The organism is Mesorhizobium sp. RCC_202, from assembly GCF_041355295.1.
Classification (GTDB): domain Bacteria; phylum Pseudomonadota; class Alphaproteobacteria; order Rhizobiales; family Rhizobiaceae; genus Mesorhizobium.
In genome coordinates, this window is the sequence record NZ_JBFUPO010000002.1 from 14,438 (window position 1) to 40,594 (window position 26,157).

A 26,157-nucleotide genomic window follows, 5' to 3' on the forward strand; every position below is an offset into this window, starting at 1 on the left:
AACGGTTGCCTGTCTGGCGCGGGTCAAGCTGACGCAAGGTGGTCCCCGTGTTTGCGCGCCCTTCTTCGCTGACGAAGCTGACGCTGCCCACTTAAAAACCGGAAATAACACTTACAATCAAGCAAGCATTTTCCGGTTTCTAATGGCAAGAGGAAAAGCTGCGCCGAAAGGCTCAGCAAAGAATGGATGCCGTGCAATGCCCAAGATCTGTCTGGTCGGTGCCGGAAGCACCGTGTTTGCCCGCAACATCTTGAGCGACGTTTTGAGCAATGAGGCTCTCGCGCGTTGCGAGATCGCGCTCCACGATGTCGATCCGGAGCGCCTTGCCACCTCCGAGATCATGACGCGCCGCATCTGTCGCGCGCTCGGGATTGAGGACCAGGTAAAACTCCTCGCAACGGTCGATCGCGCAATCGCGCTCAAGGACGCCGACTTCGTCATCCTGATGATGCAGGTGGGCGGCTACAAGCCGGCGACTGTCGTCGATTTCGAGGTGCCGAAGACGTTCGGTCTGAGGCAGACCATTGCCGACACACTGGGCATCGGCGGCATCTTTCGAGCCCTACGTACGATTCCGGTCGTCTTCGCCATCGCCGATGACATGCGCACGCACTGCCCGCAGGCGTTGATGATGAACTATGTGAATCCGATGGCCATGATCAGTTGGGCCATGGCCGAGCGCTATCCGGATATTCACTATGTTGGCCTGTGCCACTCGGTTCAGGAGACATCGCAGTTCCTGGCGCGCACGCTGGACGAGGATATCGCCGACATCGACTATCTCTGCGCCGGCCTCAACCATGTGGCATTCTTCCTCAAGTTCGAGAAGCGCCTGGCTGACGGCAGCCGCGTGGATCTATACCCGCGGCTGCAACAGATCGCCCATGACGGCACTTTTCCGGTCGAAGACTCGGTCCGCTTCGAAGTCATGAAGCATTTCGGCCATTTCGTGACCGAGAGCTCCATCCACTTTTCCGAGTACACGCCCTGGTTCATCAAACGCGGCCGAGAGGATTTGCTGAAGCAATTCCACCTGCCGCTCGACGAATACATCACGCGCTGCGAAAGACAGGTGGCGCAATGGCACAAACTGCGCCATGAGCTCGAGGACGAAAGTCGTCCGATCGAAGTCTCGCGCAGCAAGGAGTATGCCGCCGCCATCATCCATGCCTGCGTGACAGGGACTTCAAGCCTGATCTACGGCAATGTCGGTAATCGGGGCTTGATCGAAAATCTGCCGCCGAACGCCGCGGTCGAGGTTCCCTGCCATGTCGATCGCAATGGCATTCAGCCTATCCGGATCGGACGCATCCCGGTTCAGCTCGCCGCCATCATGCAGAGCAACATCAATGTGCAGGAGCTGACGGTGACAGCCGCCCTCACCGGGATCCGCGAGCACATCTACCACGCAGCCGCCATGGACCCGCACACGGCAGCCGAACTTTCGCTGGCCGAAATCGCTGCCCTGGTGGATGCGCTGATCGAAGCACATGGCGGCTTGCTACCCGTGTTTGCCCGGGCTGCTCAATGAGTGGCTTCGATCTGTCGGGCAAGGTTGCCATCGTCACCGGTGCACAACGCGGGATCGGACTCGGCGTTGCCACGGAGTTGGCACGGGCCGGCGCGCACGTCTTTCTGACGGGGATAAAGGACGACGACGGCGCACGCGCCGCTGCCAACATTCGCACCTCGGGTCTGGCCGCAACATATCGCCGTATGGATACGAGCGATGAGTTGGAGGTGGCGCGCGTGATCGATGATATCTTTGCCGAGATGGGACGACTTGACATCGCCGTTGCCAATGCCGCGATCTATCCAAACACCAATATCGCGTCGATCACCGCAAACGAATGGGACAGCGTTATGGCGGTGAACCTGCGAGGGCCTTTCCTGCTGGCAAAGGCCTGCCTGCCCTACTTTCAGCAGAGGCGTTACGGCCGGGTGGTGTTTTTGTCCTCAATAACGGGTGCGCGCGTATCTTCTCCCGGCTATTCGCACTATGCGGCCAGCAAAGCAGGAATCTTGGGCTTCATGCGGACGGCGGCTCTCGAATTTGCGCCTTGGAATGTGACGCTGAATGCCGTTGAGCCGGGCAACATTCTGACGGAAGGCGTTTTGGAGCACCAGTCCCAAAGCTTCGTGGACGCCCAGTGTGCCGCCGTGCCGCTTCGCCGTCTCGGCTCGCCACAGGATGTTGCCCATGCGGTGCGTTTTCTGGCTTCCGACGAAGCGGCCTACATCACCGGCCAAAGTCTCGTTGTGGACGGAGGGCAGACGTTGCCTGAAATGTCGACCGCGATCCTGCCCGAGGCGGCACGCTGAGTTGTCAGTCGGTTGACGGAACGCAGCCGTCCGTTCGTTGCCGGCATCAGACAGGTATCCTGACCCGATCGAATTCGATTCACCGAACTGCCCAGGCGCGCGGCGAGGCCCCAACCTTTGGACGGACGATCCTCATGCCGTTCGAAACGTACCAGCAGCGTTACCTGCGGGGCGTCACTATGAGGCGATCTATTACATGTGGTCACGCGGGATGCGGGAATTGCGCTCGCGCTCAAACACTTTGCGGCCGTCATCCAGTGCTTCGATTCGTTGCGAAATCACCCATTCGGTCGCCGTGCAGGAGAGATGCGTGGTGCAATGGCTCTGCGTTCGCCAGCCTTCCCGCTCTGCACGGCACGTCCAGCGGATCTCTGCCGTCAGCGACAGCGGGTTGTCGGGCGCTATCGACCATACCTCCTGCCGGATGTCGCGCGTGCACAAGCCGTTGCCCGGATGGCGGCTAAGACCTGTGTCCTCGTGCACCCGGTAGCGCGTCACGCCATTTTGCAGATCGCGTTCAACAGATCGGTCCGACGATCCGTCTGTCAGGACTTCGTAACGGGGCAGAGGATCGGGATTGGATGGCTGCGGGATTTCGACTCTTCGATGCTGGCCAAGCAGCGGCAGTTCCAATCGCAGCGTGGCAAGATCGATCGTCAGCGTTGCGTCGCAGGGCTGGGGCAGGATCGTCGGCCAATAGGCGCTCGACAAGGACAGACGCAGACGGTGACCGGGCGCAAAACGGTAGCCGCACGCGTCGAGCATCAACTCAATCTCAACCGTCTCGCCCGCCTTCAGAGGCTGCGGGGCGGCATTGCCGCCGCGATGTGCGAGATTGAGCACACCGTAGCTGACGCGCGTCGCCACACCGTCGGGATGGACGTCGACGAGCCTGACGGCAAGGTTGGCAAAGTTGGCATCACTGGAAAGCGACAGCTTTGCGAGCGGCCGGCCAAACACGACGCATTCCTCAGCAAGGACGGCGCTGTCGAAGGTGATCGATCCAGCATCGTCAACACGCTGGTCACCGGCCATTTCCGAATCTGGCCCGCGCGGAAAGAACTCTCCCGCAGCGGTGCCCGTATCTTGTGGGGAGTGCAGGAGGGCTTTCCCCTTAGCATGCGATGAAGTGCACCGAGCGAGCCTGCCCGACGCGTCCAGGCTAAGAACGAGTGTGTCGGGAGCGTCCCATCTGTCCATGGCAACCCAATAGCCCGGGTCGGTCTCGCGCCGGCGGCCGGGTCGCGGCCCGTCCAGGATATAGGCACGCAGCCTCGGGGTATGCTCCACCTTGTTGTCTTCTGCGCATAGCCAATGCCGCCACCATGAAATTGCCTCGGCATGAAAATCGGCGCGGGGCTTCGGATAGGCGAAATGCGGATACTTGTGAACCCATGGACCGATCAGGCCCCAGGCCATTTCCGGCATCCCGGCGACGGCCTTTAAGGGCGTGTTGCGGTAGCCGTCGGCCCATCCGGCAATCACCAGGGCGGGAATGGAAAAGCCGGCGAAATCTTCGCATATCGAACCCTGACGCCAGAAGTCGTCGCGGCGCTGATGGGAGAGCCACTCCTCCATGAAGAACGGCTCGCCTTCCAGTCGCTCAAGCCACATGTCGCGCCAGCGTTCTCCGACGACATCGGGATCGGGTGCCCGCGACTGGAAGGCATTCATCGTCGCCGCCCATGACAGTTGCGCCGACAGATGCGCGCCATTCTTGTAGTGGATGTCGTCATTGTAGCGGTCGACGGTGGACGACAGGGAAATCACGGCCTTGAGAGCTGGTGGTTTGAGAGCCGCGACCTGAAGCGCGTTGAACCCGCCCCAGGAAATTCCCATCATGCCGACATTGCCGTTCGACCAGTCCTGCGCAGCGATCCATTCGATAACCTCGACGGCGTCGGCAAGCTCGCGCGCCGTATATTCGCCGTCGATCACGCCGTCGGATTCTCCGCAACCGCGAATGTCGACACGCACGCCCGCGATGCCGGCCGCCGCGAAGACCGGATAGGTGGACTCGTCACGCGCGGCGGTGCCGTTGCGTTTTCGATAAGGCAGGAATTCGAGCACCGCCGGTACGCCGCCAGGAACCGTTTCTGGCATCCAGATGCGCGCCGCGAGCCGGGTGCCGTCTTTCAGGACGATCCACTCATTTTCTACGACACGGAAATTCCTGTTCGTCATGCGATCAACCACAAAAGCTCCAATCGGCGACAACCATCGTCCGCGGGAATTGCACGATCACTTCCCCGGTTCAAACCTCCAGCCAGACCCGACTGGCGATGCGGCCATTGGAAAAGTCATTGCCGATATCGGGAACAAAACCTTTGAGATGGCTCGTGCAGGCGTTGATGAAGTCGTTGAATACCGGCAGTATCAAGCCGCCCTCATCTCGCACCATGAGCGCCATGTCACGGTAGAGTAGGCGCCGCTTGGTCTCATCCAGTTCACCGCGCGCACGCACCACCATCTTGTCGAAGTCGGGGCGCTTGAATCGGGTGTCGTTCCACTCCGCATTGGAAACGTAGGAAGTGGAATAGCGCGCGTCCTGCGTCGGACGACCACCCCAAAAGGAGGTGCAGAACGGCTTGACGTTCCAGACTTCCGACCAGTAGCCGTCACTCGGCTCGCGCTGCACATTGATCTTGATGCCGGCCTTTTCCGCGCTCAATTGGAAAAGCTGGGCCGCATCGACCGCGCCGGGAAACGCCGCCTCGGAAGTGCGCAGCAGGATTGGATCCTGAACGCCAGACTTCTTGAAGTGGAATGCAGCCTTGTCGGGATCGTAATTGCGCTGCTCTATATCGGTGGGCGCGAGGGCATAGTTGGCGTTGATCGGGTAATCATTGCCAATGGTGCCGAACCCGCCCAGAACCCGCTTGAGGATAGCCTCGCGGTCCACCGCATATTTGAGCGCCAGGCGTAGGTCGTTGTTGTCGAAAGGCGCGGTGTCGCAATGCATCAGAAAGGAATAGAATCCCTTGCCGGAGGTGCGCAGGATCTCGACGCCCGGAACCTGCTTCAGCAACGGCACGATCTTGGGTTCGACGGTGCTGATGAAATCGACCTGACCGGAGCGCAAGGCGCTGGCCCGGGCGGTCAGATCGTTCAACACGGTAATAAGGACGCTGTCGACGTAGCCTCGGTCTTGACGCCAGTCGTCGGTGTTTTTTTCGAAAGCGGCGCGAACGCCCGGCTCGAACGCGACCAGCTTGTAGGGGCCGGTGCCGATCGCTGCCGCCGGTTTTTCCGCGCCGCCGCCTGGCTGGATCTGAAGATGATAATCGGTAAATATCAGCGGCAAGTCAGCATTGGCTTCCTTCAGCGTCACCACCATGTCGCCCGACCGTTCCTCGATGCGGTCTATCCCGGACAGCAGGCCGAGCGCGCCCGATTGCGATTTCTTCCCGGCGTGGCGGCGCAACGTCTCGACAGCATCGGAAACGGTAAACGCCTTGCCATCGTGGAAACGAACGTTCTTGCATATCTTGAAGGTCCACTCCTTGGCGTCGGCCGACGGTGACCAGGATTCGGCCAGCGAGGGAACCGCCGCGCCGGTCTTGGGATCGGATTCGACCAGCGTATCGCCCCAGCAATGCGCGATCACAAAATTGACGCTGGCGGACGCCAGGGCCGGGTCGAGCGTATCGGCGGAGGCGCCGCCATCGAGCCCCAGCCGCAACTGTCCGCCGCGCACTGGCGTTTGCGCCGCGGCCGGTGACGCCAGCGAGCCTGCGGCTGCGACAAGGCCTAGAGCCACCCCCGCTTGAAGAAGATCACGGCGTGAGAGACTCGATAACCTGCTGGAAGCGCTCATTGGGTTCCCCTTTGGACTGAAGCCTTGTGGCCGATACTAGGCAGAGCCCGTGGCAGCGCAATTTCGTCGCTTGAAGCGTTTTTAAGCGAGTTTATACTGTCTCCATGAGCAAGCCATGGGCCAATTTCAGCAGCAACCTGAAACTCGCCTGCAGCACGCACAGATCGGTATCTGATCTATGCCGCACCATCGGTATCAACCGGCAGCAGTTCAACCGCTACCTCAATGCAGGAACCCTTCCTTCCGCCCATAATCTCCTGACGATCGCGGCAGCCTTTGGCCTCGAACCAGCCGATTTCGACCTTCCTCCGGGCGTGTTCCGCAGCAAATTGGGCGAGCGGCGCCGACACGCCGACCTTACAGGCCCCCTGGCGGATGCCTTTCCGGGCGACCTGCATGCGCTCGAACCCTATCTCGGATTCTTCCAGACGTGGCACACGTCGCTGTCCTGGCCCGACCGGATCGTCTGCGCCTGCGCTCACCTGCGCGAGAATGACGGACAAGTTCTGGTTTCCTCGCTTGAGCGCATCGAAGATGCCGAAAACGGCATCGTGCAGCGTTCACGCTATACTGGGCTCGCGGCGTATCGGCACCAGCGCATATTTTTGACGGAACTGACGCGCGGCGAGGCCCCAACCTTTGGACAGACGATCCTCATGCCGTTCGAAACGTACCAGCGGCGTTACCTGCGGGGCATTACTATGGGCATATCGTGGCGAGCCAACAACCTGCCCTACGCCACCCGCACCGTCTGGCACTATCTGGGGAAACGCGTCAACAAGAGGAGTCTTATATCGCGTTGCGGCATCTATGCGCCCAATTCCGCAGCGCTACCCTCGGCCGTGCTGTCTTTCCTGACCGAGGCTGAGCCGGTTGCCGCCGCGCCTGTGCAGGCACCAAGACCGGATCGCCGAGCGCCTCCCTGAGCCGCGACAGGGTGCGGCTCATCGCCGAGGTGCTTCGCCGGAGCCTGGGCGGCGCGCGGGCTGCGGCCCAACTGGCGAATGGCAACCTCGCGGGCGCGAAGTTGTCCGCGGCTATTGGCTGACAGCAGATTGTCGGCTTTTTGGCAGGGTAGCTGGCAGCTGTTCCAGGGAACAGGGATGAGGCCGCTCATTGTGCCGTAGCCTCTACGTTCCTTGACATCGGGTATTTATCCGAAATTATGCAGGAAAGAAGGATAGCAAGCATGACGGGAATCGCGCTGTCGGGCGTATCAAAGCACTTTGGCGCTGTCGAAGTGATCCGCGACGTGAGCCTGGACATTGAACCAGGAGAGCTGGTCGTGTTTCTCGGTCCATCCGGTTCTGGCAAGACGACGCTGCTTCGGATGATCGCCGGCCTCGAAAGCATTGACGAGGGCACGCTGACGATCGACGGGGTGCGCTCGGAGAACCTTGCGCCGGGCAGGCGCAACGTTGCGATGGTCTTTCAGAACTATGCGCTTTACCCACATATGACAGTCGCTGAGAACATGGCCTTTGGGCTAAGGAACATTCGGGTCGCGCCGGATGTCATACGCCAACGGATCGTTGAGGCCGCGCGTATCTTGGAGATCGAAGCGCTGCTCGATCGTCGCCCGTCGCAGCTCTCCGGCGGGCAGCGCCAGCGCGTGGCCATCGGGCGTGCGATCGTCAAGGAGCCCAAGGCATTCCTGTTCGACGAGCCACTTTCCAATCTAGACGCGGCGCTTCGAGCCCGTACGCGCGTCGAGCTTGCCGAACTGCATCAGCGTTTGAAGTCGACAATGATCTACGTCACCCACGACCAGGTGGAAGCGATGACGCTCGCTGACCGTATTGTGGTCCTCAACGATTGCCGGATAGAGCAGGTGGGAAGACCCGTCGAGGTCTATGCACGTCCGGCGTCGCGATTTGTCGCGACCTTCGTCGGGTCTCCGGCGATGAACATTCTGCCTGTTACGGTTTCGGGCTCAGGCGACAAGCTCAATGCGCGCTTGACGGATGGATCGCTCGTCGAACTTCCCGGCGCGCCGGTCAACATGGATTGGCGCGAACTCGGAGTGCGGCCGGAATCGCTGACAGTCGTCTCCGTAGGCGGTGAAACATCCGCCACGGCCATCGTTATCGAGCGCCTTGGCGAGCGAACGCTTGTCTATGCGCGGCTCGCGGATGGGACGCAGGTGACGGCCCAAGATCGCGGGCTTTCGAGCGTCAAACCGGGCGACGCCGTTCGGCTGAAGTTCGACACCGCCGCCCTGCATCTCTTCGCCGCGGACGGATCGACCTGGCACACGAGCGCTGACGGGGTCTGAACCTGTCAGGTCTGAATCCGGTTCTACGCCGACGCGCTCTAGCCCTTGATACCTGCCGAGAGCGTTATCGCTTCGGTTACTCGGCGCTGGAAGAAAAGGTAGGCCAGTGCCACCGGAAGGCCGGCCAGTACGGCTGCCGACAACTGGCGCGCGTAGTAGACACCGAAGGCGTCATTGACCTGCGTGATGCCGACGGTGATCGTCATCATCTCGGTACGGGTCACCGAGAGGAACGGCCACAAAAACGCGTTCCACGTCCAGATGAAGCAGACGATCGACAGCGCCGTCGTTACCCCCCAGTTCATCGGCATGTAGATTTTGAAGAGGATCCCGAATTCAGACGCATTGTCCATGACCGCGGCCTCGCGGAAGTCCTTCGGGACCTGATCGAAGAACTGCTTGTACACGATGATGATGACGGGGTGGATAAGCTGCGGCAACATGATTCCGGCCCAGCTGTTGAGCAGGCCAAGGTTGGCGACCAGCACGAAATGATTGATGATCAGCGCCGAAATTGGCACCATGAAGGAGGCAAGGATCAGCCACCATAGCGCGATCCGCCCCGGAAACCGCAACTGCGAGATCGCGTAGCCGCACAGCATCGAGATGAAGATGGTGATGACCGTTACGCCGACCGCGACCGCCACCGAATTGACGTACCAGGCGCCGATCTCTGTGGTGGTGAGGGCGTTAATGTAGTTCTCCAGCGTCGGCGTCTCGGGCCAGAGTTCGATGTAAGGCCGGACGACCTCGCTGTCAGGTTTGAGCGATGAGATCACACCCCAATAGAGCGGGAACGCCCATAGGACGGCCCAGACGAGCGTCAGTGCCGTGATTATCCCGCCCCAAAAGTTCCAGCGTTGCGCAGCCATGCCGTTCACCTGCGCCGCCTTTCGGCGAACCGGAGCAGTTGGAATTGCAGGACCGAGACGACGACCACAAGTACGAAAAGGGTCACGGCGACAGCCGCCGCGCTGCCCCCTTGGTTCTGCTGGAAGGCCTTCTGGAAGACGTAGTAGACGAGCACCATGTTGTCGTTCGGCCGGCCGCCGATCGAGAACAGATAGACCTGGTCGAAGATCTTGAGCTGCAGGATCAGTTGGATGGTGAACACCAGCGAGGTGATCGGCCATAGCAGCGGCCAGGTGATACGCCGGAACGTGGTCCATCGCGTCGAGTTGTCGAGCGCCGCCGCTTCGTAGATCTCCGCTGGTATGGACCGCAGTCCGGCGAGGAAGAGGAGGATCGAGAAGCCCGCGGTCCACCAGATCGTCACCCCGGCCACAGCCGGCAAGAACCAGACGCGCGACTTGAAGACCGGCACGCGCGGTATTCCCAGCCAGTCCAGCGCATGCATCGCGATCCCGAACTGGAAATTCAGCGTCCAGTCCCAGATCAGATAGACTACGGACACCGGCAGGATGTACGGCAGGAAGAACAGCGCCAGAACGATCGCCTGGAACCGGCCCTTGAGGCGCGACACGCCAAGCGCGATCAACAGCGCGATGAGCGTCCCGGGGACGACCGTCATCAGCACGAAGTAAGCGGTGTTCCAAACCGCGCGCCGGAACATCGGGTCGTTGCCGAGCCGCAGGTAGTTGTCGAGACCAACCCACCGCCCCTCGCCGATCAGCGGGGCATCGGTGAAGGAAATGCGGAACATCTGGACCGTCGGATAGACGAACGTCAGCAAGTAGATCGCCAGGAAGGGAGCGACCAGCACCAGCGCGACAAGACGTTCAGTGCGGGAGTTGCGAAGCATGGCTCTTCCTCAAATATGGCTGGGACCGTTCTGGTAGGGCGGCCCCAGCCTTTGAGTCCTTACATGCTGTTCAGCTCTTCCTTGATGGATTTCACCGCCTCGCCCGGGTCCATCTCGCCGTTGAGGGTCGGCACGAAATAATTGGACATGATGTCGAAGATCGGCCCGGCGACACCAGCCTTGGGTGACTTTGGATCGAAGATCATGTTGGCCGTCAGCGTCGAGTAGGTCGCATTGGGCTCCATTGCCTTGTATTCGGCCGTCTCGGTGACTGGCTTGTATGCCGGGATGTGGCCTGCCGTGGCCCAGAACAGCGAGTGCTTGTCAATCCATGAGATCACCTCGAGAACGGCGGCACGCTTTTCCGGGCTGATCTCCTTGCCCTTGTTCTTCGGGATTGCGAATGAATGGCTGTCCGCATAGGTGCATGGCTTGTCGAAGATCACCGGAATCTCGACGGCGCCCCAGTCGAACAGCTTGCCTTGCTTGGCGAGGTCGGTCATCGTGGGGACTTCCCAGACGCCGTTGATCATCATTGCGGCCTTGCCCGAGGTGAACAGGGCGACGGTTGCGGGATAGTCCGTATAGGTCGACTGCAGCCCGGCCTTCGTCCACCCTTGCAGAACCGCTAAGGCGTTCGCCAGCTTCTTAGCGTTGTCGCCGGCGAGGAATTCGTTTCCCGTCAGAAGCTCGCCGCCTTGCTGGCACACCAGCGAATAGATGGTGCGGTACATGAAGTTGCCATCGGCGGTGACGCTGCCCAACGGGAACTCGATGCCGGCGTCCTTCAACTTCTGCAGTGTCGCGGTGAATTGCTCCTTGTTGCCCATGCCCACGGGACGGCCGTCGTCGCCGAGCACGCCTGCCTTCTTCAGAAGGTCGCGATTGTAGTACAGGACGATTGGATGAGTATCGAGCGGCACTGCGTATTGCTTGCCGTCGACCGTCACGGCGTCCATCGTCGTCTTGGCGAAGTCCGAGGCCGAGAGGCCCATCTTGCTCATGTCGTCGGCGGTGATTTCTTCGAGAATGTCCTGGCTCACCGCCAGGGGGATGCGGCTGGCGTGATAGGTCATGACGTCTGCCGCCTCACCGACCGCGGCCGAGGTCTGTACCTTTGTGTAGAAGGGCGTGCCCCACTCCAGCGTCGTGGCGTCGATCTTGATCTTGCCCACGTGGGCGGCGTTGAAGTCGGTGATCATCTGCTTCATACGCACACCGTCACCGCCGCCGAGGAAATCCCACCATATGACGGTTTCTTCGGCCTGGGCCGCGACGGCCCAGAATCCTGCGGCCGCAACCACCGCTATGGCCATCATCCTGCGAAAGTTCATCTCAGCTTCCTCCCGAGTACGGCGGTTAGATCCGCCTTGAACGTTTCAATGCTACACCAAACCAAACCGCCCGCAACGGATTTTACGGTATATATCGGATAGTCGGATATTGATTCAGAGTGTCACACGCACCATCGAGTAGGAGTGCGGCGGCAAGTTCAGCGTCATCCCCTTGCTGCTGAGCGCTGCCCCGTTGCCTTTGACCGGTGATACGTTGTCCGGCGCGTCCTTCGTGTTGCAGGCCTCGAGATCGTCATGACGGATGATCGTATGCTCGATCGACTTGGCGGCAAACCGCTCGAGAGCGACGTCGGCCTCTATCGTCTCGGATCCATGCCGGTTGATTGCGAAGAAGGTGAGCGTGCCGGCGTTCGAATTGTGCACGCCTGCGATGTCGAGCCACGGCACCTTGTCGGCCGCGGCCGCGTCATAGGTAGGCACCTCGACCGCGAGCTGCAGCGCGGTGCCGCGGCCGTGCCTGGAGGCCAGCATGAAAGGCCAGTAGATCGTCTGCCGCCAGGCGCTGCCGCCGGGATCGGTCATGATCGGCGCGATAACGTTCACCAGCTGCGCAATGCAAGCGATGCGAACAATATCCGACCGGCGGATGAAGGTGTTGATGATGCAGCCGACCTGCAGCACGTCCTCGAAATTGTAGATGTCTTCCAGAAGCCTGGGCGCTTCCGGCCAGTCCCAGCCGCGCATGCGCTCGGCGTCCCGCTTGCGCTGATGGTACCAGACGTTCCACTCGTCGAAGGAGATCTTCACGTCCCGCTTCGAGCGGGTCTTGGCCTTCACGTAGTCGATGATGCCCGCGACCGTGCCAATGTAGCGGTCAAGCTTGGCCGGAAGAGCGAGATATTCGGCCGTATTCTTCTCGTAATTCTCGAAATACATGTGGAGAGAGATGTAGTCGACCTGCTCGTAGGTCGCTTCCAACACGGTTGCTTCCCACTGCGGATAGGTCGGCATATTGGAATGCGACGAGCCACAGACGACCAGTTCCACCGTCGGGTCGAGGCCACGCAGCGCCTTGGCGGTCTCGTTGGCGAGATGGCCGTATTCGCTCGCCGACTTGTGGCCGACCTGCCAGGGACCGTCCATTTCATTGCCGAGGCACCAGAGGCGGCAGTTCCAGGGTTGCGTTCGTCCGTTCTTGGCCCTGAGGTCGGACCAGTAGCTGCCGCCCGGGTGATTGACGTATTCAACGAATGCCCTCGCCTCGTCGAGGCCGCGGGAACCGAGATTGACCGCAAGCATCATCTCGGTGCCGGCTTTTTCGGCCCAGTCGGCGAATTCGTGAATTCCAACCAGGTTCGGCTCCGTGGTGCGCCACGCAAGATCGAGCCGCCGCGGGCGGTTCTCCTTTGGGCCTATGCCGTCTTCCCAATTGTAGGCGGACACGAAGTTGCCACCCGGGTAACGGCAGATCGGCGTGTCGAGCGCACGCACCAACTCGATCACGTCCTTGCGCATTCCCTCTGCATCCGCTTGCGGATGTCCGGGCTCGTAGATGCCCGTATAAACCGCCCGGCCAAGATGCTCGAGAAACGAGCCGTAAAGACGTTTGTCGATATCCGCGATGGCATAGGCCGCGTTCGCTGTGACTCTGGCTTTCATGATCCCTCCCACTGCGGACTATCAATCCGACTTTCCGGTCTATATCCGGGTCGTGGGTCAGTTAAGGGCGGAGTTCATCCGCCCGTCAAGGGTTCAGTATGCCCTCAAGCCTTCAGCAGGCGCAGAACGATGTCGTTGCTATAATTGCCGAAGCCGCTGCCGAAGATGTTTATGCCGCCGGGGTGACGTGCATCTTCCTTCACGCCGATTCGTACCCGGATCGAGCGGTGCCGCTCGAGTTCCAGATCGGCCAGCGAGCATTTGGAAACCTTGTCATCGCCGCGATAGGTGCCGTTACTCGTGACGCGCCAGTGTACGAGGTCGCCATACTGCGATCCGGCTAGCTTCCACCAGCCGGGCGTATGTTTGCCGCGCTTGTCGCCATAGTCGGCCGGCGCCGTCCATGTATCGATCTCGTGCCCGTTGATCGCCACCGTGATGTCCGATGGCCAATCCTTCGATGTGCCCGGCACCTCGGACGAAAGCTCCATCGCCAGTTCCAACCCGCCGACTTTGGCATTGGCAAGCGTCGCATTGTTGGGAAACTGATATTCGACGAAGCCGCGGGTGAACCACAGCAGCCCGGCCCGCATACGGTCGGGATCGAGGAAGGTGTCGGGTACATCGAGAAGTCCGATGACGCCGTCTTTTGAACACAGTCCGCAGGGAGCGGAAACCTCGCATCTTGTATAGAGTCCAAGCGGCATCGCCACTTCTATGACACCGAGATCCTGCGCCGGGGTGCGGTCCTTAAAGACGACAACCAACTCGGAGAAGGTCGAATAGCAGACCTTCTGGCTTCCCTTGCGCGCCTTCTGTGATTTCGTCTCGATCAATCCGACATCGACAAGAACCTGGATGTTTGCGGAAATTGTCGATTGCGGAAGACCCAGTTCTTCGGCCACTTGATTGACGTTTTTAGGCCCCTTGCGGTGCAGCAGATCGAGAATCCGGACCCGGACCTCGCTCGCGAGGCTCTTCAACAAGTCAAGCCGCTCAAGCGGATCGACGACCATGATTTCATTCGACATATGGGCCTGCACTCGTCACACGGGGTTATGTATCAGCAGATCAGATACAAATAAAGACGGTGGCGTTATGAATTGAACAGCCCAGCTGGCATATCCTTCGTAGCGACTTCGTCATTCAGGAGTTGACCAGCACGGCCACCACGGCGGCGGAGTCGCCTGCCTTGACCGGTGCCGGGAAATGCCTGGCCGCCAGCATGCCTATCCACTTGGCAAAGCGTCGCGGACCTTCTCATCCGCCGTTTGAAAGGTGAAATGCGCGCCCCAGAACGGCTCGTCTTGCCGACAGGGATCATTGAGCGCGGATCCGTTGGCTCGCTGCGCCGCGCGCACTCGATATGTCATCCTTTGACGCCTTGCCCTTAGCAGCCCACCAAAATCAAAGTGATGCGCGGAGATTCGCCACCTCCACGTGGCTAACCGAAGGAAGAAATAGGGGCTAAGCTATTGATAAAAAACGACAATGGTGGGCCCGGAGGGTCAGCGTTTTATACACAAAATCAATACGTTAGCGGATGGTTCGCCAAGCCGTTTCCTTCGTATTCTCTCGTATGGTCTGGCGAACCTAAGGACGATGAACGCAACTGATTGCATGCTTTGAGATATCGCCGATCTAGCCGCAGGTCGCCAGAAACGCCCTGGTAGTGAGGCCGAGGGGTCGAGTAAGCTGACATTCCGCAGCCGACCCACTCATGCAATGCTCGCTTTATGCACGTGGCCGAAGACGATTCTGGTTCCAGGAAGGCGCCAAGATGACCTGAACGACCGACAATGGGGCGCATTGTCAAAGGGCTAGGAGTCAGAACCTACCATTTGCCAGTATCAGCTTCATGATCCATAGGCACAGGTCAGATGCGATGGCGCAGCGCCTCAATCCTCGAAGCGGGGAACGAGAGATTGGAAAAGTGGCTCGCCGGCCTCGGTCGGTGAGACGCTCCGCGTCGTACGGGTCAGCAGGCGGACGCCAAGACGTGCTTCAAGCTCCTTGATTGTCGAACTCAGGGTCGACTGCGAGGTGCCGAGCTTGGCCGCCGCCTTGGTGAAGCTGCGCTCCCGGGCGACCGCCACGAACCATAGCAGATCCTTCATGCCATGGCGCTGCATAGGGCTACCTCACGTCGGGCATTTATATCATGAGCAGATAAGTCCATGCGAATTACTTGGTCTAATTAAATGGGTTCCTCTGCAATATCTTCTGGCATGGCGACGGGAGTGATCCGCCCAGTCGCCTTGTAAGGATGTCAATTATGGAAACGACGTACGACACAAGGCTTGTCGAAGACCGCGCCGCATGGGGCGCGGTGTTGTCGATGGCGCTGTGTGTTTTCGTGCTCATCGCGTCGGAATTCATGCCGGTCAGCCTGCTGTCGCCGCTAGCGGCCGATCTCGGCATCACCGAAGGCCGCGCGGGACAGGCGATTTCGATTTCGGGCGCTTTCGCCGTCGTCACCAGGCTGCTGGTCGCCAGCGTCACGCGCCGGATCGACCGCCGATTGGTCGTGACCGGCTTCACCCTTCTCCTCATCGTGTCCGGGCTGGCTGTCACCTTCGCGCCAAACTACGGATTCCTCATGGGTGGCCGGGCGCTGCTCGGCATCGCGATCGGCGGGTTCTGGTCGATGTCGGCCCCGATCGTCATGCGCCTCGTGCAGCAAGACATGGTTCCGAAGGGTCTCGCCACGCTAAACGCTGGCAATGCCATTGCGGCCACCATCGCCGCCCCGCTGGGCAGTTTTCTTGGCGCCTATGTCGGCTGGCGCGGCGCTTTCTTCCTCGTCGTGCCGCTTGGCGTCCTGGCGCTGGTCTGGCAGTGGCTCAGCCTGCCGGCGCTGCCCCCGCGCCGCAGGAACCGTGCAGGCAATCCGATGGCGCTGCTCGGCCGTCTTCCTGTCGCCATCGGCATGGCGTCGACCATGATGCTGTTCATGGGCCAGTTTGCGCTCTCGAAGCAGATGGCAGGCACTCCGGCTGCGATTGCTAAGAGCGAACGGCCAGCGGCACCAGGCCCTCGTGCCGTTCGCCGAGATAGCAGACGACCCGGTCGCCGACGCGCTGGAAATTGAGATCGACCTTCGCCTCCCCAACGGCTAAATGCCGGATGACAATGTTGTCGATGCCGATCGGCAACCGCGGGCGTTCGACGTTGATCTCGCACTTCCAACCGTCGACGCGGATCCCAAGACAGGCCTGCAGCATCATGAAGGCCGAACCGGCCGACCAGGCCTGCGGCAGACAGGCTACAGGGTAGGCTATCGGCGCGTCGCCGGTAGCGCGCGTAAAGCCGCAGAACAGCTCCGGAAGCCGCATGTTGAACCGGACCGCCGCCTCAAACATGCTGCTCATAAGCTTCACCACGCTGGTGCGCTCCTGATAGCGGGCTAGCCCGGCGGCGCAGATTGCCGTGTCATGCGGCCAGATCGAACCGTTATGATAAGACATTGGATTGAACGGAAGTTCATCGTCGGCCAAGGTGCGAACGCCCCAACCGCTGTGGAGATGCGCCGACAGCAACTGTTCGGCAATTGACTGCGCCCGTTCCGCCGATGGCAGTCCAACGTAAAGCAGGTGACCCGCGTTGGAGGCGCGCACCGCGCATTGCTTGCCTTCCCCATCGATTGCTAACGCATAGAAGTTTCGCTCCGGCATCCAGAACCGGGTCTCCACGCCGCTGCGGATCTTTTCCGCCACGGCGCTCCAGTGCGCCGCCTTGGCGACGTCGCCGCGCTTGGCTGCCAACGCAGCCATGCCTCTATAGGCTGCGAAGACGTAGCCTTGCACCTCGACCAGCGCGATTGGCCCCTTCGGTATTGTGCCATCGGCATGGAAGATCGCATCGGCGCTGTCCTTCCAGCCCTGGTTGAAGAGCCCGGTGTCTGCCGCCCTGCTGTAAGTCACGAAACCCTCTCCGTTGCGGGCGCCGACCTCCTCCATCCACCCGATTGCAGCGCATAGCGAATCCCACATGCGATCGACGAATTCCTGATCGCCAGTGCGGTCGGCGTAGGAGCAAGCGAGATAGACATAGAGCGGCGTGGTGTCGACGCCGCCGTAGTAGCGGCCGAAAGGCAGCTCGCGCAGCACAGCCATTTCCCCCTTGCGCGTCTCATGCATGATCTTGCCTGGCTCGGCATCGTCGAATACCGAAGTTTCCGTCGATTGATAGCGGGCAAGGAACGCCAGCACTCCGCGGGCAAGCTCAGGGTTGAGCCACAGCATCTGCAAGGCGGAAATGACGCCATCGCGGCCAAAGGCGGTCGAAAACCAGGGAATGCCGGCGTACGGATATGGCCCGGTCTCCAGATCGGTGGTCAGCAGGGCAATATCGGCCCGTGTGCGCGTGAGCCAGTCGTTGAACACGCGGCCCGAGCTGAAGACAGTGGCGCCCTGTCGACGCTTCGAGCGCATTGCAAATCGCGCTCGCGCCGCAGCGGCGCGGAAGCGATCACTGGACGGGACTTCTTCGTTCTGACCTACTTCCAGATACAGCGCCTTTCTGTCGCGCCTTCCCACCAGAATGAGGAACTCGGCGTGATGAGGATGTATCTGGTCGGGCCTCATCGAAAAGGCGATAACCGATCGGCGCGCCACATTATCGAGGCCCTCGTAGCAAAACGTCACGCCTGACTCGCCGACTAGGGCGTCATGTGCGCGGCCGCGCCGGCTGCGCGTGGTGCCGCGCACCTCGAACATGTCACGGAAATCGGCATCGAAATCGAAGCGGACCGGCAGCAACACCTCACGGGCAGAGTAATTCGTGAAAGTGACTCGCTCGAACATTCGGTCTTGCCAGATGAACCTGGTCCGCTCGATGTGCACGACGCCCGGCAGCGCTTCACTACCGTCGGACCCAATGGTGGACAGATTTGTGAGATTGGCTGTGAATAGGATGTTGTCCTGCGACAGCGAGGCGCCGAGCAGCGAGGGCATGTGGTCGCCGACGAACAGCCGGAAGCGCGACAGCACACGCGTATCATCGCGGAAAAGCCCGTCGCCAGTGCCGCGTATATCGCCATAACTGTCCGCAACGACGAAGCAGTCCTCGTGCTTCAGCGCAAATTGCCTATGCGGCTCGCGCGGTGCCGATTCATCGAGTGCGGGAAGAGCAACGGCTGGATTAAGCTTGCGTTCTTCGACTTCGATGCTCATCTCAACCCTCCTATTCGGGCGGCCGATGCTGGCATATGGCTGCGCCCAGCCCCTATCAACGGTGTCTCGCATCAATGCCGTGATGCTCGGTTGCGGAGAGCGTCCTTCGAATCCTTGGCGGATTTTCGGCGAAGTTTCGCTGTTGGAGGCCGACCGAAGCCGGCGAGAACCTCGCGGCTCTAGACAGCCAACACTCCTGAAACAGGGCTGGTTACCACATCTGCTTTTGCCGCGAAGCCATTTCGCGAGCCGAGTGAGAATCGTTGGTCGCGCGCCAGCGAGCGGTAGATTGCCAAATATTCGCTGCACATGCGCCCGACTGTGAATCGCTTTTCAAAAGCTTTTCGCACTCGGGCGCGATCGAGACCGTCTATCCGCCGTAGAGCCTCTACGGCTTCATCAACGGTTTCCACGATCAGTCCGGACACACCATCATCGATGACCTCTGGAACGGCGCCGCGGTTGAAGGCTATCACCGGGGTGCCGCAAGCCATCGCCTCGATCGTTACGAGGCCGAATGGTTCCGGCCAGTCTATAGGAAAGAGCAGCGCCGCCGCATTGCCGAGAAACTCCGCCTTCTTCCGCTCATCTATCTCGCCAATGAACTCGACCTTCGAATTTCGAACCAACTGGGGTTCGACTTTCTCAGTCCAAAATGATTGGTCCACCGCGTCGATTTTGGCCGCGATCTTCAGTGGCATTCCGGCGCGCGCAGCGATTTCCATCGCGACTTCAGGCCCTTTTTCCGGCGAGATGCGGCCAAGGAACGCCAGATAACCCGAGGCCTTGGGCTGGAAGGGGAGAACGTCGGGCGGCAAGCCATGGTAGACGGTTCCGAGCCAATTGACCGGCGGCATCGGCCGCCGCTGATCATTGGAAATCGAGACCAGCGGAACGTCGTCGAATATCGCGTAAAGCTGCGCCAGGTCCGGAAGGTCGAGCCGACCATGAAGGGTGGTAACGGTTCGCTGCGCGAAATCACGGATTATCGGAAAGTGCAGGACATCGACGTGAAAATGTAGCACGTCGAATTTATCCGCCCGTCGGCGAACCTGTTCCAGCATCATGACATGGTACGGGATGTGATTATGGGCGTTCGGGTTCAGGCGCAGTGCAGTATCGCAACACGCCACAAGTTCGGCCGAAGTGCTTGAATCGCCGCTGGCGAACAACGTCACATCGTGGCCCTGTCGAACCAGCTCTTCGGTCAAATAGGAAACGATACGCTCGGTCCCGCCATAAAGCCTCGGCGGCACCGACTCCATCAGAGGTGCGATCTGGGCTATCTTCATCTGCACATATTCGCTCAAGAGTTTGAGACGGCCACGAAAAGCGATTGTCCCTGCCGTTCGATGCGGAACAGGATCGGCTTGTTCTGCTGCCGGGATTTCGCCCACTCCTGTCGGACATCCGAAGGGTGAGTAACATTCTGGTTGTTCGCCGAGACGATCACATCGCCGGGCTTGAGACCGCTTTCAGCCGCAAGACTGTTCGGCGCGACCTCCTGGACAAACACGCCGGTGGTACCCGGCTGGAGACCGAGCTGCTGGCGCGCTTCTTCCGGAATTGGGCTGAGCGACAGCCCGAGACCTTGATCCGCCGCTTCCGGATTCGGAACAGCACCGGTCTGCACCTCCTCGTCCTTGCGTTGACCGACGGTCAGTTCCATCTCCTGCTGGGAGCTGCCGCGGTTCCTTGTCAACGTCGCTATCGACCCAGGCTTTTCGTTCGCCGCAGCCAGCGTCAAGTCATGGACACCCTGGATGTCCTTGCCGTTGAACCGAGTGATTACGTCGCCCGATCGTAAGCCGGCCTTCTCCGCTGGACTGCCGGGCTCGACCGAGGCGACCAGCGCTCCCTTGGTGCCAGACATTCCAAGTGCCTCGGCAAGCGACGGAGTCACCTCCTGGAGACGCACACCGATGAAACCGCGCTCGATCCGGCCGGTGCGGATCAGTTGATCGGCGACGCTCCGTGCCGTTCGTGACGGCACGGCGAAGCCGATGCCTATGCTGCCGCCCGACGGCGAGACGATGGCGGTGTTGACGCCGATCACTTCGCCGCGTGCGTTAAATAGGGGACCGCCGGAATTGCCTCTGTTGATGGAGGCGTCTGTCTGGAGGAAATCGTCATAAGGGCCGGCCTGGATGTCGCGCGAGCGGGCCGAAAGAACACCGACGGTAACGGTTCCCCCGAGCCCGAAGGGACTGCCGATAGCGATCGTCCAGGCACCCGGCTGCATTGCGTCGGAATCACCCCAGACCGCGATGGTCATGTTGGGCCGTGGATCGACCTTCAGCACCGCGATGTCGGTTGCTGGATCGCGGCCCACCAGTCGCGCGGGCGAAGTTTCCTTGTCGGAGAAGACGACGTGTATTTCGGTGGAGTCGGCCACGACATGATTGTTGGTGACGATATAGCCCTCGGGACTGATGACGAAGCCGGAGCCAAGCGCTTCCCGCACCTGCGGCTGGACAGGCCCGCGGCCGTCGAAGGGGTTCAGAAAATCGTCGAGCGTCGTTTGGTCCTGGATGATCTGCCTGGTCGTGATGGCGACCACCGCCGGCAGTTTCTGACGCACGATGGCGCTGAAGTCGTTTGGGATTTCTTGTGCTGAAACCGGAGCAAAGCCGCCAGCCGAGAGCGTCAAAACTCCTGCGAGGAGGCCAATGCACAGCCGCTTCCTGGAAATGTAAGACATGATTGGCTCTCCTGCCCGACTACCCTGGCGCTGCTGCGCGCCTTGTTCAGACGCCAGAACTGACATTCACGCCGATTGTTTCACCGGTTCGAAAAAATGTTGATGTTAGGCTGAACCGAGAGGATGCGGCCTTGTTGGCGCCATTGAAATTTGGTCGAAACTCTCCAAAATTTCAGCCGGTGGAAATCACGAGAGCCACCAAGATGACGTCAACAGAGGAGACTATTGAAAGCGGAGAGACCACCAATGGAAAGAGCCATTTCGACGAGTTTTGGCCCAGTCGGGCCCGAAGCCCCTGATGTTTTTCTTGACCGCTTGCTGCATCCGGCACGGCATTTCAAGCGGCCTCAGGACGTGCTGGACGACATGACGCTCGAGGCTCTGGAGAAGCGTGCAATCCTCTCGTCATGGGCATCGGATGCCTGTGCAGTGGAATCGATGCCGGCACTGCGCATGCCGCCCGGGGTCACCGAACCGGTCAGCTTTGATGCCATCATGGACGCGTTGCGCCAATTGGATCAATGCGAGAAGCTTCCCGCCGCCGGTCGCAGTCACGAGATCGACATCGCGGCTGCCGGATTCACAGCACTGGTAGATCGACTTTAACCCAAGCGCCGCCTTCCGGAATCCGAGGGGGGGGCTTTCTGCTGGCGAATTTTCGCCAGCAGAACCAGCGCGTTCTTACCGCCGTGTTCCCCTATACGCCCGGATCTTGCCTGAAAATTTTCCTAAGCGCCTCTTGAACGCGCAACCCGCCATTCTAAATCGACAAGCGCCGGCCGCCTGATGGGGCCGGTGCTAAGTCAGGAGGCGTCAAGGCTTTCTTGGCGTCCTTTTGTATCCATGTTGCTCAAAGGAGGATGTGGCTATGAAGACAAACCTCGATTTTACCCCCTTGTTCCGGTCCAGCATCGGCTTCGATCGCATTTTCGATCTGCTCGAAAATGCGAGCCGTGTCACCGCGATAGACAATTGGCCGCCCTACAACATCGCCAAGATCGGTGAGGACGACTATCGCATCACAATGACGGTAGCCGGTTTCTCGCAGGATCAACTGACCATCACCCATCAACCGAACTTGCTGCTCGTGAGCGGCTCGCAATCGGGTGAGGACAACGGCCAGTATCTTTATCGCGGCGTTCCCGGGCGCGCCTTCGAGCGGCAGTTCGAACTGGCAGACCATGTGAAGGTCGTCGGCGCCAGCCTGGAAAACGGGTTGCTGAACATCAATCTCAAGCGCGAGCTTCCCGAAGAGATGAAACCGCGCCGGATCGCCATCGCCGGCAGCACGGCCCAGGCGAAGCCACGGCAGATCGAAGCTGAGAAGAACGCCGCCTGAAGTCAGAGTGAACCGGAAGCGACAGGCACCGGCGCTCGTCCGGTGCCGCGCTCTTGAACATGGAAGTGAATGAAGATGAACATGCGTGACCTTATCCCGTGGGGCCGCAACAACAATCAGGCCCCCAACATCTATGGCGGTGGTGATCCCTTTGTTTCGCTTCACGTGAGGTAAATAGGCTCTTTGACGATGTGTTGAGGAGCTTCCAGACGCGTTTGCCTTCTATGGGGCAGCTCTCGTCTTTCGACAATGGCTGGCCGAAGGTGGAGATTTCGGAGTCGGACAATGAGCTTCGCGTCATCGCCGAGGTTCCCGGTATGGAAGAGAAGGACATCGAAGTCCTGCTCGACGAGGACGTGCTTACCCTGCGCGGTGAAAAGCGTGAGATCGACAGCGTTTATGAGGCTATTTTCCACGCTGTAGAACACCGAGAGGGAGGACTTCCGGAATGAAGGGCTGGCCACGCAGAGCTCGGCCGGCCGAACAAGTGCGATGGTGATCCCAACCTCGGAACGCCACGCCCCTAGCGCCTATTTTTCGGGCTATCAATGCTTTTCACGCTTGGCGGCTCAAACTAACAGCCGCACGTTATCCAAGCTGACCATGCTTAGGCTTGTGTTAGAGCCGCACGAACGTATCCAGACCCAGGCGCATCCGTTGGCCTTCCGCAAAGGCTAGGGCGAACGCTTCAATCTCAAATGCAAGAGTGGTCTTTTTTTGCCCATCGACCACGCGGACAAACCATTCGCCGCATGCTTCAACGACTTCTACGCACGGTTGGACCTTGCCAAGCATCTGCACGTCATCCATCGCAACCTCCCTGCAAAGCAAGGCCGAACGCCAAATCTTGCCCCCCGAAGCCCACGCTTCAAGTTAACTTATTGTACGAATCCGTACGGTTGGGATGTCGCTGGCAAGTAGATTGTCGGTTTCGTACCTAGCCGGACAGCTTTGTGCCAGGTTTGTAGATTAACCCACCGTTCACTCAATCGTACCGGCGTGAACGGCTGGGAGAAAGAGCGCTCTCGCCGTGCCTGCGAGCGCCACATGAACCAACGACCTGCGAATTTGCTGCTTAAGCAACTGTCATCTGACGACTTTGAATCGCTTAAGCCTCACCTGGAAGAAGTTTTCCTAGAACTTCACTCCTCATTAGAGAAGGCTGGCCAGCCGATCAAATACGTCTACTTCCTGAACAGCGGTCTCGCCTCGGTGGTCGGGTACAAAGCGCCTGCTGTCGACGCGGAGGTCGGCATGATCGGCCTCGAAGGGATGACAGGATCGGCCCTCTTGATGGGTGACGACCGTGCCAGTCACGATTGCTTCATACAGATGACGAGCAACGCGTATAGGGTCGAAGCTGACATGTTCACCAACGCCTTGCGGCAAAGCGAAACTCTAAAGTCGTTCCTGCTGCGCTACGTCCACGCTTTGCATGTTCAAACCATGCACACCGCACTGGTCAACGCACGCTCCAAAACAAATGAACGCTTGGCACGGTGGCTGCTGATGTGTGACGACCGGGCGATAGGTGAGCGGCTGTTCATCACCCATGAATTTCTGGCAGTAATGCTAGGCGTAAGACGGCCAGGCGTGACGGTTGCACTCCAGGAGTTGGAGGGGCAAGGCCTGATCGGCTCCATGCGCGGGCAAGTGCTCATTCGTGACCGAGCGGGGTTGGTTAAGCTGGCAAACGGGGCGTACGGACCGCCCGAGGCCCAATATCGACGGCTGATTGGCGCCTTCGGAAAATAACCGTTCGCACTCGCCCGCGATGATGAAGCCCGCCGGCGCGCCGCCTTCGGTTCCTTGCCGCGTCGAGCAACTCGTTCTCGGCAGTCAAACCATTCGGACCAAGTTGGAGAGTTTGGTCATTACTTTTTCTATCCTGCCCGTTGATCAACCCCATCGGAGAGGAAAGATGCGGCGATCAAGTCGTCGCCAGGAATCTGACCGCGACCGTCATCCATGGTTGCCACCACCTTTTGAAAGATTTTAAGTTCGGCGTCGGTTATACGCGCTGCGCGCATTCTCGCCTGCAGATCTGCCAAGCGCGCTACCAGGGCTTTCGTGGTCTCGACCTCAGGGTTCTTCATCTTCATTTGTCCGGTTGAGTGGGGATATGATACCCGCCGCCCGGTTGGCGGCGGGGCGTGGGTCCTTCGAAGTCTCAGTCGTAGACTTTGACAATCTTGCGGGTGCTCGGGTCGACCAGAACTGTGTGTTTGTCGACCACCACATAACGGTATTTGACGTTCGGAACCTCGTGGAGCTCGACCGTGTCCGGCAGAGCGGTGCCGACTTTCAGTTCCACTCCCGGAATCTTGACCGAAGCCATTGGCTGCTTCTTCACGTATTCCCGCACTACGGTGTCCTGCTCAGGTGTGATGACAACATCCTCGGCCGCTGCTGCGCCGATGCCAGCAAGCAGGACGAGCGCCGCTGCGGCGCTGGTTAGGTGCATTCTCATACTTTTTCTCCTCTTGTAATCTGGCGACAGCAGGACTTTCTGCCGCCGAAGCCCCGAACTTGTTGCCAGCCGTACCGTTCCCGTGCACGGGCTTCGGTCGCACAGTGATCGGACCAAAGTCCCATCCCAAAATGGCGAGATTTCCCAAGCGCAAAATGTTCGCGTGACGCCGAGTCAAACTTTCGAGGGAACTTTCAGTCAGGAACAACGCTCATAGCCTATGGATACACGCGGGGTGGAATCTTCGCCAAATCGGTCGCACTGGACCATCTATGCGATGATCCAGTGGTGGTGGCCCGTATATCAAATAGGATTTTAAAGGCCGCTGAGAACGCTAAGACGACTGCGAAGTCAGAACGGGCAGAGGCGGTAGAAGATAATAAAGCTCAGACAACGATGAGTCGTCCCACAATGAAATTGCCAGCCCTCTAATCCGTATGATCATGACAGCCTATCAAAGCGACTTTTTCCCCGTCCTTTTACTCCTCGCGATCTATACGCTGCTCGCGTTTGGGGCGGCACTGTTCGTTCTTCTGGTGATCGCGCATATTGCCTAGAAAAACGCATCACCGGTCGCGACTAGAGCTTAGGCCAGATCTCGATCGCCCGGCTTGGCTCGTTCCCGCCTGTTCCCATTTTGGTCTTCTGCAACGATAGACCGGCTTTTCCGGCCGAACTCCCGCGGCGGGAAAGGATCGGCGGTGCGCGACATACACCGCCGACGGCGAGTTCCTTCCGCATGACCAATGCCCAATGGCGTCGGGCCGGAAGTTCAGAGCATTGGACAGGGTGGCTTTGGAACCGTCGTGCTGAAGCGGGTGGCGCCAGCGCCGGTTGGAGGGCAGGGAAATCTCGAGCACGGGCCGCATGGGGTTACTTGGAGCTTGGAAGCGCCGTTGGCAGCCGTGGAGGCATCTGTATCCAATGAGCCCTAGAAGCCAGTGGCCGATCTCTGCCATCTTCGCTTAGTCCCTCCGGAACTGAGCTTGCAGCAAAGCGATCCGCCAGCTTATGTCCCCGCCGATCGGGGCGAGGGCGGAGGGACTTGATAACCGGTTGCGAAATCCGCGATCCAGCACGGGCTCACCGTTCGATTTGACCGCAAGAAAAATGCCGCTTGATTTCCGACCATCCAAGATAGCGGAGCAGGAATGGCCGATCATGGGGACAGGCGGTAGCCTCTAGCGACGAACCCCGCATACCTTTCAGGCTACTAATCCTCGTCATCCATCAGTTCCACAACAGGCGCTGCTTGGAAGCGCAATCCATGGCGCATGCGGGCGTATTATTTGCTGTGCGACTGACTGGCCAAACATTCGACGTGAGATGGCCTCTTGCTGCTA

At 59.8% G+C, this 26,157-nt stretch carries 20 protein-coding genes and 3 pseudogenes; 9 read left to right on the top strand and 14 right to left on the bottom strand.

All coding sequences use genetic code 11. The features are described 5' to 3' along the window. Positions 1-196: 196 nt before the first annotated feature. Both AB6802_RS04280 and AB6802_RS04285 read left to right on the top strand, forming a co-directional pair. Complete coding sequence (locus AB6802_RS04280) at positions 197-1,531, top strand: alpha-glucosidase/alpha-galactosidase (RefSeq protein ID WP_371009306.1); 1,335 nt, start codon at positions 197-199, stop codon at positions 1,529-1,531. After that, positions 1,528-2,322, top strand: coding sequence for an SDR family NAD(P)-dependent oxidoreductase (locus AB6802_RS04285; protein WP_371008802.1), 795 nt, complete (start codon positions 1,528-1,530; stop codon positions 2,320-2,322). The genes AB6802_RS04280 and AB6802_RS04285 overlap by 4 nt, the downstream gene beginning before the upstream one ends. Before the next feature lie 192 nt (positions 2,323-2,514). On the opposite strand, the gene AB6802_RS04290 is transcribed toward AB6802_RS04285, so the two are convergent. Further along, positions 2,515-4,506, bottom strand: a complete 1,992-nt coding sequence (locus AB6802_RS04290; RefSeq protein WP_371008803.1) for a CocE/NonD family hydrolase — start codon at positions 4,504-4,506, stop codon at positions 2,515-2,517. Positions 4,507-4,576: 70 nt separating this feature from the next. Next, entirely contained in the window at positions 4,577-6,139 is a 1,563-nt protein-coding gene (locus AB6802_RS04295; RefSeq protein ID WP_371008804.1) for an ABC transporter substrate-binding protein, read from the bottom strand. Between the two features lie 104 nt (positions 6,140-6,243). On the opposite strand from AB6802_RS04295, the gene AB6802_RS04300 reads away from it, so the two are divergent. Next, positions 6,244-7,065: a helix-turn-helix domain-containing protein gene (locus AB6802_RS04300; RefSeq protein ID WP_371008805.1), complete on the top strand. Its 822-nt coding sequence runs from the start codon at positions 6,244-6,246 to the stop codon at positions 7,063-7,065. Between the two features lie 263 nt (positions 7,066-7,328). Then, positions 7,329-8,414 carry an ABC transporter ATP-binding protein gene (locus AB6802_RS04305; protein WP_371008806.1) on the top strand — a complete coding sequence of 362 codons (1,086 nt, stop codon included), beginning with the start codon at positions 7,329-7,331 and terminating at the stop codon, positions 8,412-8,414. Between the two features lie 38 nt (positions 8,415-8,452). Here AB6802_RS04305 and AB6802_RS04310 read toward each other — a convergent pair whose 3' ends face one another. From AB6802_RS04310 to AB6802_RS04335, 6 genes and pseudogenes are all read right to left on the bottom strand, one after another. After that, positions 8,453-9,286: a carbohydrate ABC transporter permease gene (locus AB6802_RS04310; RefSeq protein WP_371008807.1), complete on the bottom strand. Its 834-nt coding sequence runs from the start codon at positions 9,284-9,286 to the stop codon at positions 8,453-8,455. A 5-nt stretch (positions 9,287-9,291) separates the two neighbouring features. Beyond that, positions 9,292-10,176 carry a carbohydrate ABC transporter permease gene (locus tag AB6802_RS04315; protein WP_371008808.1) on the bottom strand — a complete coding sequence of 295 codons (885 nt, stop codon included), beginning with the start codon at positions 10,174-10,176 and terminating at the stop codon, positions 9,292-9,294. 59 nt (positions 10,177-10,235) lie between these two features. Further along, positions 10,236-11,510 (bottom strand): extracellular solute-binding protein, encoded by a 1,275-nt coding sequence (locus AB6802_RS04320; RefSeq protein ID WP_371008809.1) that lies wholly within the window; start codon positions 11,508-11,510, stop codon positions 10,236-10,238. Positions 11,511-11,624: 114 nt separating this feature from the next. After that, on the bottom strand, positions 11,625-13,130 hold the full coding sequence (locus tag AB6802_RS04325) for an alpha-N-arabinofuranosidase (protein ID WP_371008810.1): 1,506 nt from the start codon (positions 13,128-13,130) through the stop codon (positions 11,625-11,627). Between the two features lie 104 nt (positions 13,131-13,234). Beyond that, entirely contained in the window at positions 13,235-14,161 is a 927-nt protein-coding gene (locus tag AB6802_RS04330; protein WP_371009307.1) for an ArsR/SmtB family transcription factor, read from the bottom strand. 873 nt (positions 14,162-15,034) lie between these two features. Continuing rightward, positions 15,035-15,262, bottom strand: a pseudogene (locus AB6802_RS04335) (LysR family transcriptional regulator); the annotation flags it as partial. A 143-nt stretch (positions 15,263-15,405) separates the two neighbouring features. Here AB6802_RS04335 and AB6802_RS04340 point away from each other — a divergent pair. After that, a pseudogene (locus AB6802_RS04340) lies at positions 15,406-16,101 on the top strand (MFS transporter); the annotation flags it as partial. A gap of 34 nt (positions 16,102-16,135) precedes the next feature. Here the strand turns inward: AB6802_RS04340 and AB6802_RS04345 are convergent. The 3 genes from AB6802_RS04345 to AB6802_RS04355 form a co-directional block, all read right to left on the bottom strand. After that, the gene (locus tag AB6802_RS04345; protein ID WP_371008811.1) at positions 16,136-18,304 is read right to left on the bottom strand and encodes a glycogen debranching N-terminal domain-containing protein; all 2,169 of its coding nucleotides are present in this window, start codon (positions 18,302-18,304) and stop codon (positions 16,136-16,138) included. Positions 18,305-18,483: 179 nt separating this feature from the next. After that, entirely contained in the window at positions 18,484-19,596 is a 1,113-nt protein-coding gene (locus tag AB6802_RS04350) for a glycosyltransferase family 4 protein (RefSeq protein WP_371009308.1), read from the bottom strand. A gap of 14 nt (positions 19,597-19,610) precedes the next feature. Further along, a complete protein-coding gene (locus AB6802_RS04355; RefSeq protein WP_371008812.1) occupies positions 19,611-21,005 on the bottom strand; it encodes a Do family serine endopeptidase in 1,395 nt (464 codons plus the stop codon). Positions 21,006-21,251: 246 nt separating this feature from the next. On the opposite strand from AB6802_RS04355, the gene AB6802_RS04360 reads away from it, so the two are divergent. From AB6802_RS04360 to AB6802_RS04370, 3 genes and pseudogenes are all read left to right on the top strand, one after another. After that, entirely contained in the window at positions 21,252-21,611 is a 360-nt protein-coding gene (locus AB6802_RS04360; RefSeq protein WP_371008813.1) for a hypothetical protein, read from the top strand. Between the two features lie 262 nt (positions 21,612-21,873). Continuing rightward, complete coding sequence (locus tag AB6802_RS04365) at positions 21,874-22,344, top strand: Hsp20 family protein (protein WP_371008814.1); 471 nt, start codon at positions 21,874-21,876, stop codon at positions 22,342-22,344. Positions 22,345-22,419: 75 nt separating this feature from the next. Then, positions 22,420-22,727, top strand: a pseudogene (locus AB6802_RS04370) (Hsp20/alpha crystallin family protein); the annotation flags it as partial. A 235-nt stretch (positions 22,728-22,962) separates the two neighbouring features. Here the strand turns inward: AB6802_RS04370 and AB6802_RS04375 are convergent. Next, on the bottom strand, positions 22,963-23,154 hold the full coding sequence (locus AB6802_RS04375; RefSeq protein ID WP_371008815.1) for a hypothetical protein: 192 nt from the start codon (positions 23,152-23,154) through the stop codon (positions 22,963-22,965). Between the two features lie 237 nt (positions 23,155-23,391). Between AB6802_RS04375 and AB6802_RS04380 the strand changes: the two genes are divergently transcribed. Then, the gene (locus tag AB6802_RS04380; RefSeq protein ID WP_371008816.1) at positions 23,392-24,099 is read left to right on the top strand and encodes a Crp/Fnr family transcriptional regulator; all 708 of its coding nucleotides are present in this window, start codon (positions 23,392-23,394) and stop codon (positions 24,097-24,099) included. A gap of 128 nt (positions 24,100-24,227) precedes the next feature. On the opposite strand, the gene AB6802_RS04385 is transcribed toward AB6802_RS04380, so the two are convergent. After that, on the bottom strand, positions 24,228-24,440 hold the full coding sequence (locus tag AB6802_RS04385) for a hypothetical protein (RefSeq protein ID WP_371008817.1): 213 nt from the start codon (positions 24,438-24,440) through the stop codon (positions 24,228-24,230). Between the two features lie 74 nt (positions 24,441-24,514). Further along, positions 24,515-24,814, bottom strand: coding sequence for a DUF1236 domain-containing protein (locus AB6802_RS04390; RefSeq protein WP_371008818.1), 300 nt, complete (start codon positions 24,812-24,814; stop codon positions 24,515-24,517). Positions 24,815-26,157: the final 1,343 nt, after the last annotated feature.

Bases quoted from the DNA above. Each gene is read 5' to 3' on its own strand.
- AB6802_RS04390 (WP_371008818.1), bottom strand. From the start codon at position 24,814: ATGAGAATGCACCTAACCAGCGCCGCAGCGGCGCTCGTCCTGCTTGCT.
- AB6802_RS04360 (WP_371008813.1), top strand. From the start codon at position 21,252: ATGGAAAGAGCCATTTCGACGAGTTTTGGCCCAGTCGGGCCCGAAGCC.
- AB6802_RS04325 (WP_371008810.1), bottom strand. From the start codon at position 13,130: ATGAAAGCCAGAGTCACAGCGAACGCGGCCTATGCCATCGCGGATATC.
- AB6802_RS04385 (WP_371008817.1), bottom strand. From the start codon at position 24,440: ATGAAGAACCCTGAGGTCGAGACCACGAAAGCCCTGGTAGCGCGCTTG.
- AB6802_RS04350 (WP_371009308.1), bottom strand. From the start codon at position 19,596: ATGAAGATAGCCCAGATCGCACCTCTGATGGAGTCGGTGCCGCCGAGG.
- AB6802_RS04315 (WP_371008808.1), bottom strand. From the start codon at position 10,176: ATGCTTCGCAACTCCCGCACTGAACGTCTTGTCGCGCTGGTGCTGGTC.
- AB6802_RS04355 (WP_371008812.1), bottom strand. From the start codon at position 21,005: ATGTCTTACATTTCCAGGAAGCGGCTGTGCATTGGCCTCCTCGCAGGA.
- AB6802_RS04285 (WP_371008802.1), top strand. From the start codon at position 1,528: ATGAGTGGCTTCGATCTGTCGGGCAAGGTTGCCATCGTCACCGGTGCA.
- AB6802_RS04300 (WP_371008805.1), top strand. From the start codon at position 6,244: ATGAGCAAGCCATGGGCCAATTTCAGCAGCAACCTGAAACTCGCCTGC.
- AB6802_RS04280 (WP_371009306.1), top strand. From the start codon at position 197: ATGCCCAAGATCTGTCTGGTCGGTGCCGGAAGCACCGTGTTTGCCCGC.
- AB6802_RS04295 (WP_371008804.1), bottom strand. From the start codon at position 6,139: ATGAGCGCTTCCAGCAGGTTATCGAGTCTCTCACGCCGTGATCTTCTT.
- AB6802_RS04330 (WP_371009307.1), bottom strand. From the start codon at position 14,161: ATGTCGAATGAAATCATGGTCGTCGATCCGCTTGAGCGGCTTGACTTG.
- AB6802_RS04345 (WP_371008811.1), bottom strand. From the start codon at position 18,304: ATGAGCATCGAAGTCGAAGAACGCAAGCTTAATCCAGCCGTTGCTCTT.
- AB6802_RS04310 (WP_371008807.1), bottom strand. From the start codon at position 9,286: ATGGCTGCGCAACGCTGGAACTTTTGGGGCGGGATAATCACGGCACTG.
- AB6802_RS04305 (WP_371008806.1), top strand. From the start codon at position 7,329: ATGACGGGAATCGCGCTGTCGGGCGTATCAAAGCACTTTGGCGCTGTC.
- AB6802_RS04375 (WP_371008815.1), bottom strand. From the start codon at position 23,154: ATGGATGACGTGCAGATGCTTGGCAAGGTCCAACCGTGCGTAGAAGTC.
- AB6802_RS04365 (WP_371008814.1), top strand. From the start codon at position 21,874: ATGAAGACAAACCTCGATTTTACCCCCTTGTTCCGGTCCAGCATCGGC.
- AB6802_RS04380 (WP_371008816.1), top strand. From the start codon at position 23,392: ATGAACCAACGACCTGCGAATTTGCTGCTTAAGCAACTGTCATCTGAC.
- AB6802_RS04290 (WP_371008803.1), bottom strand. From the start codon at position 4,506: ATGACGAACAGGAATTTCCGTGTCGTAGAAAATGAGTGGATCGTCCTG.
- AB6802_RS04320 (WP_371008809.1), bottom strand. From the start codon at position 11,510: ATGAACTTTCGCAGGATGATGGCCATAGCGGTGGTTGCGGCCGCAGGA.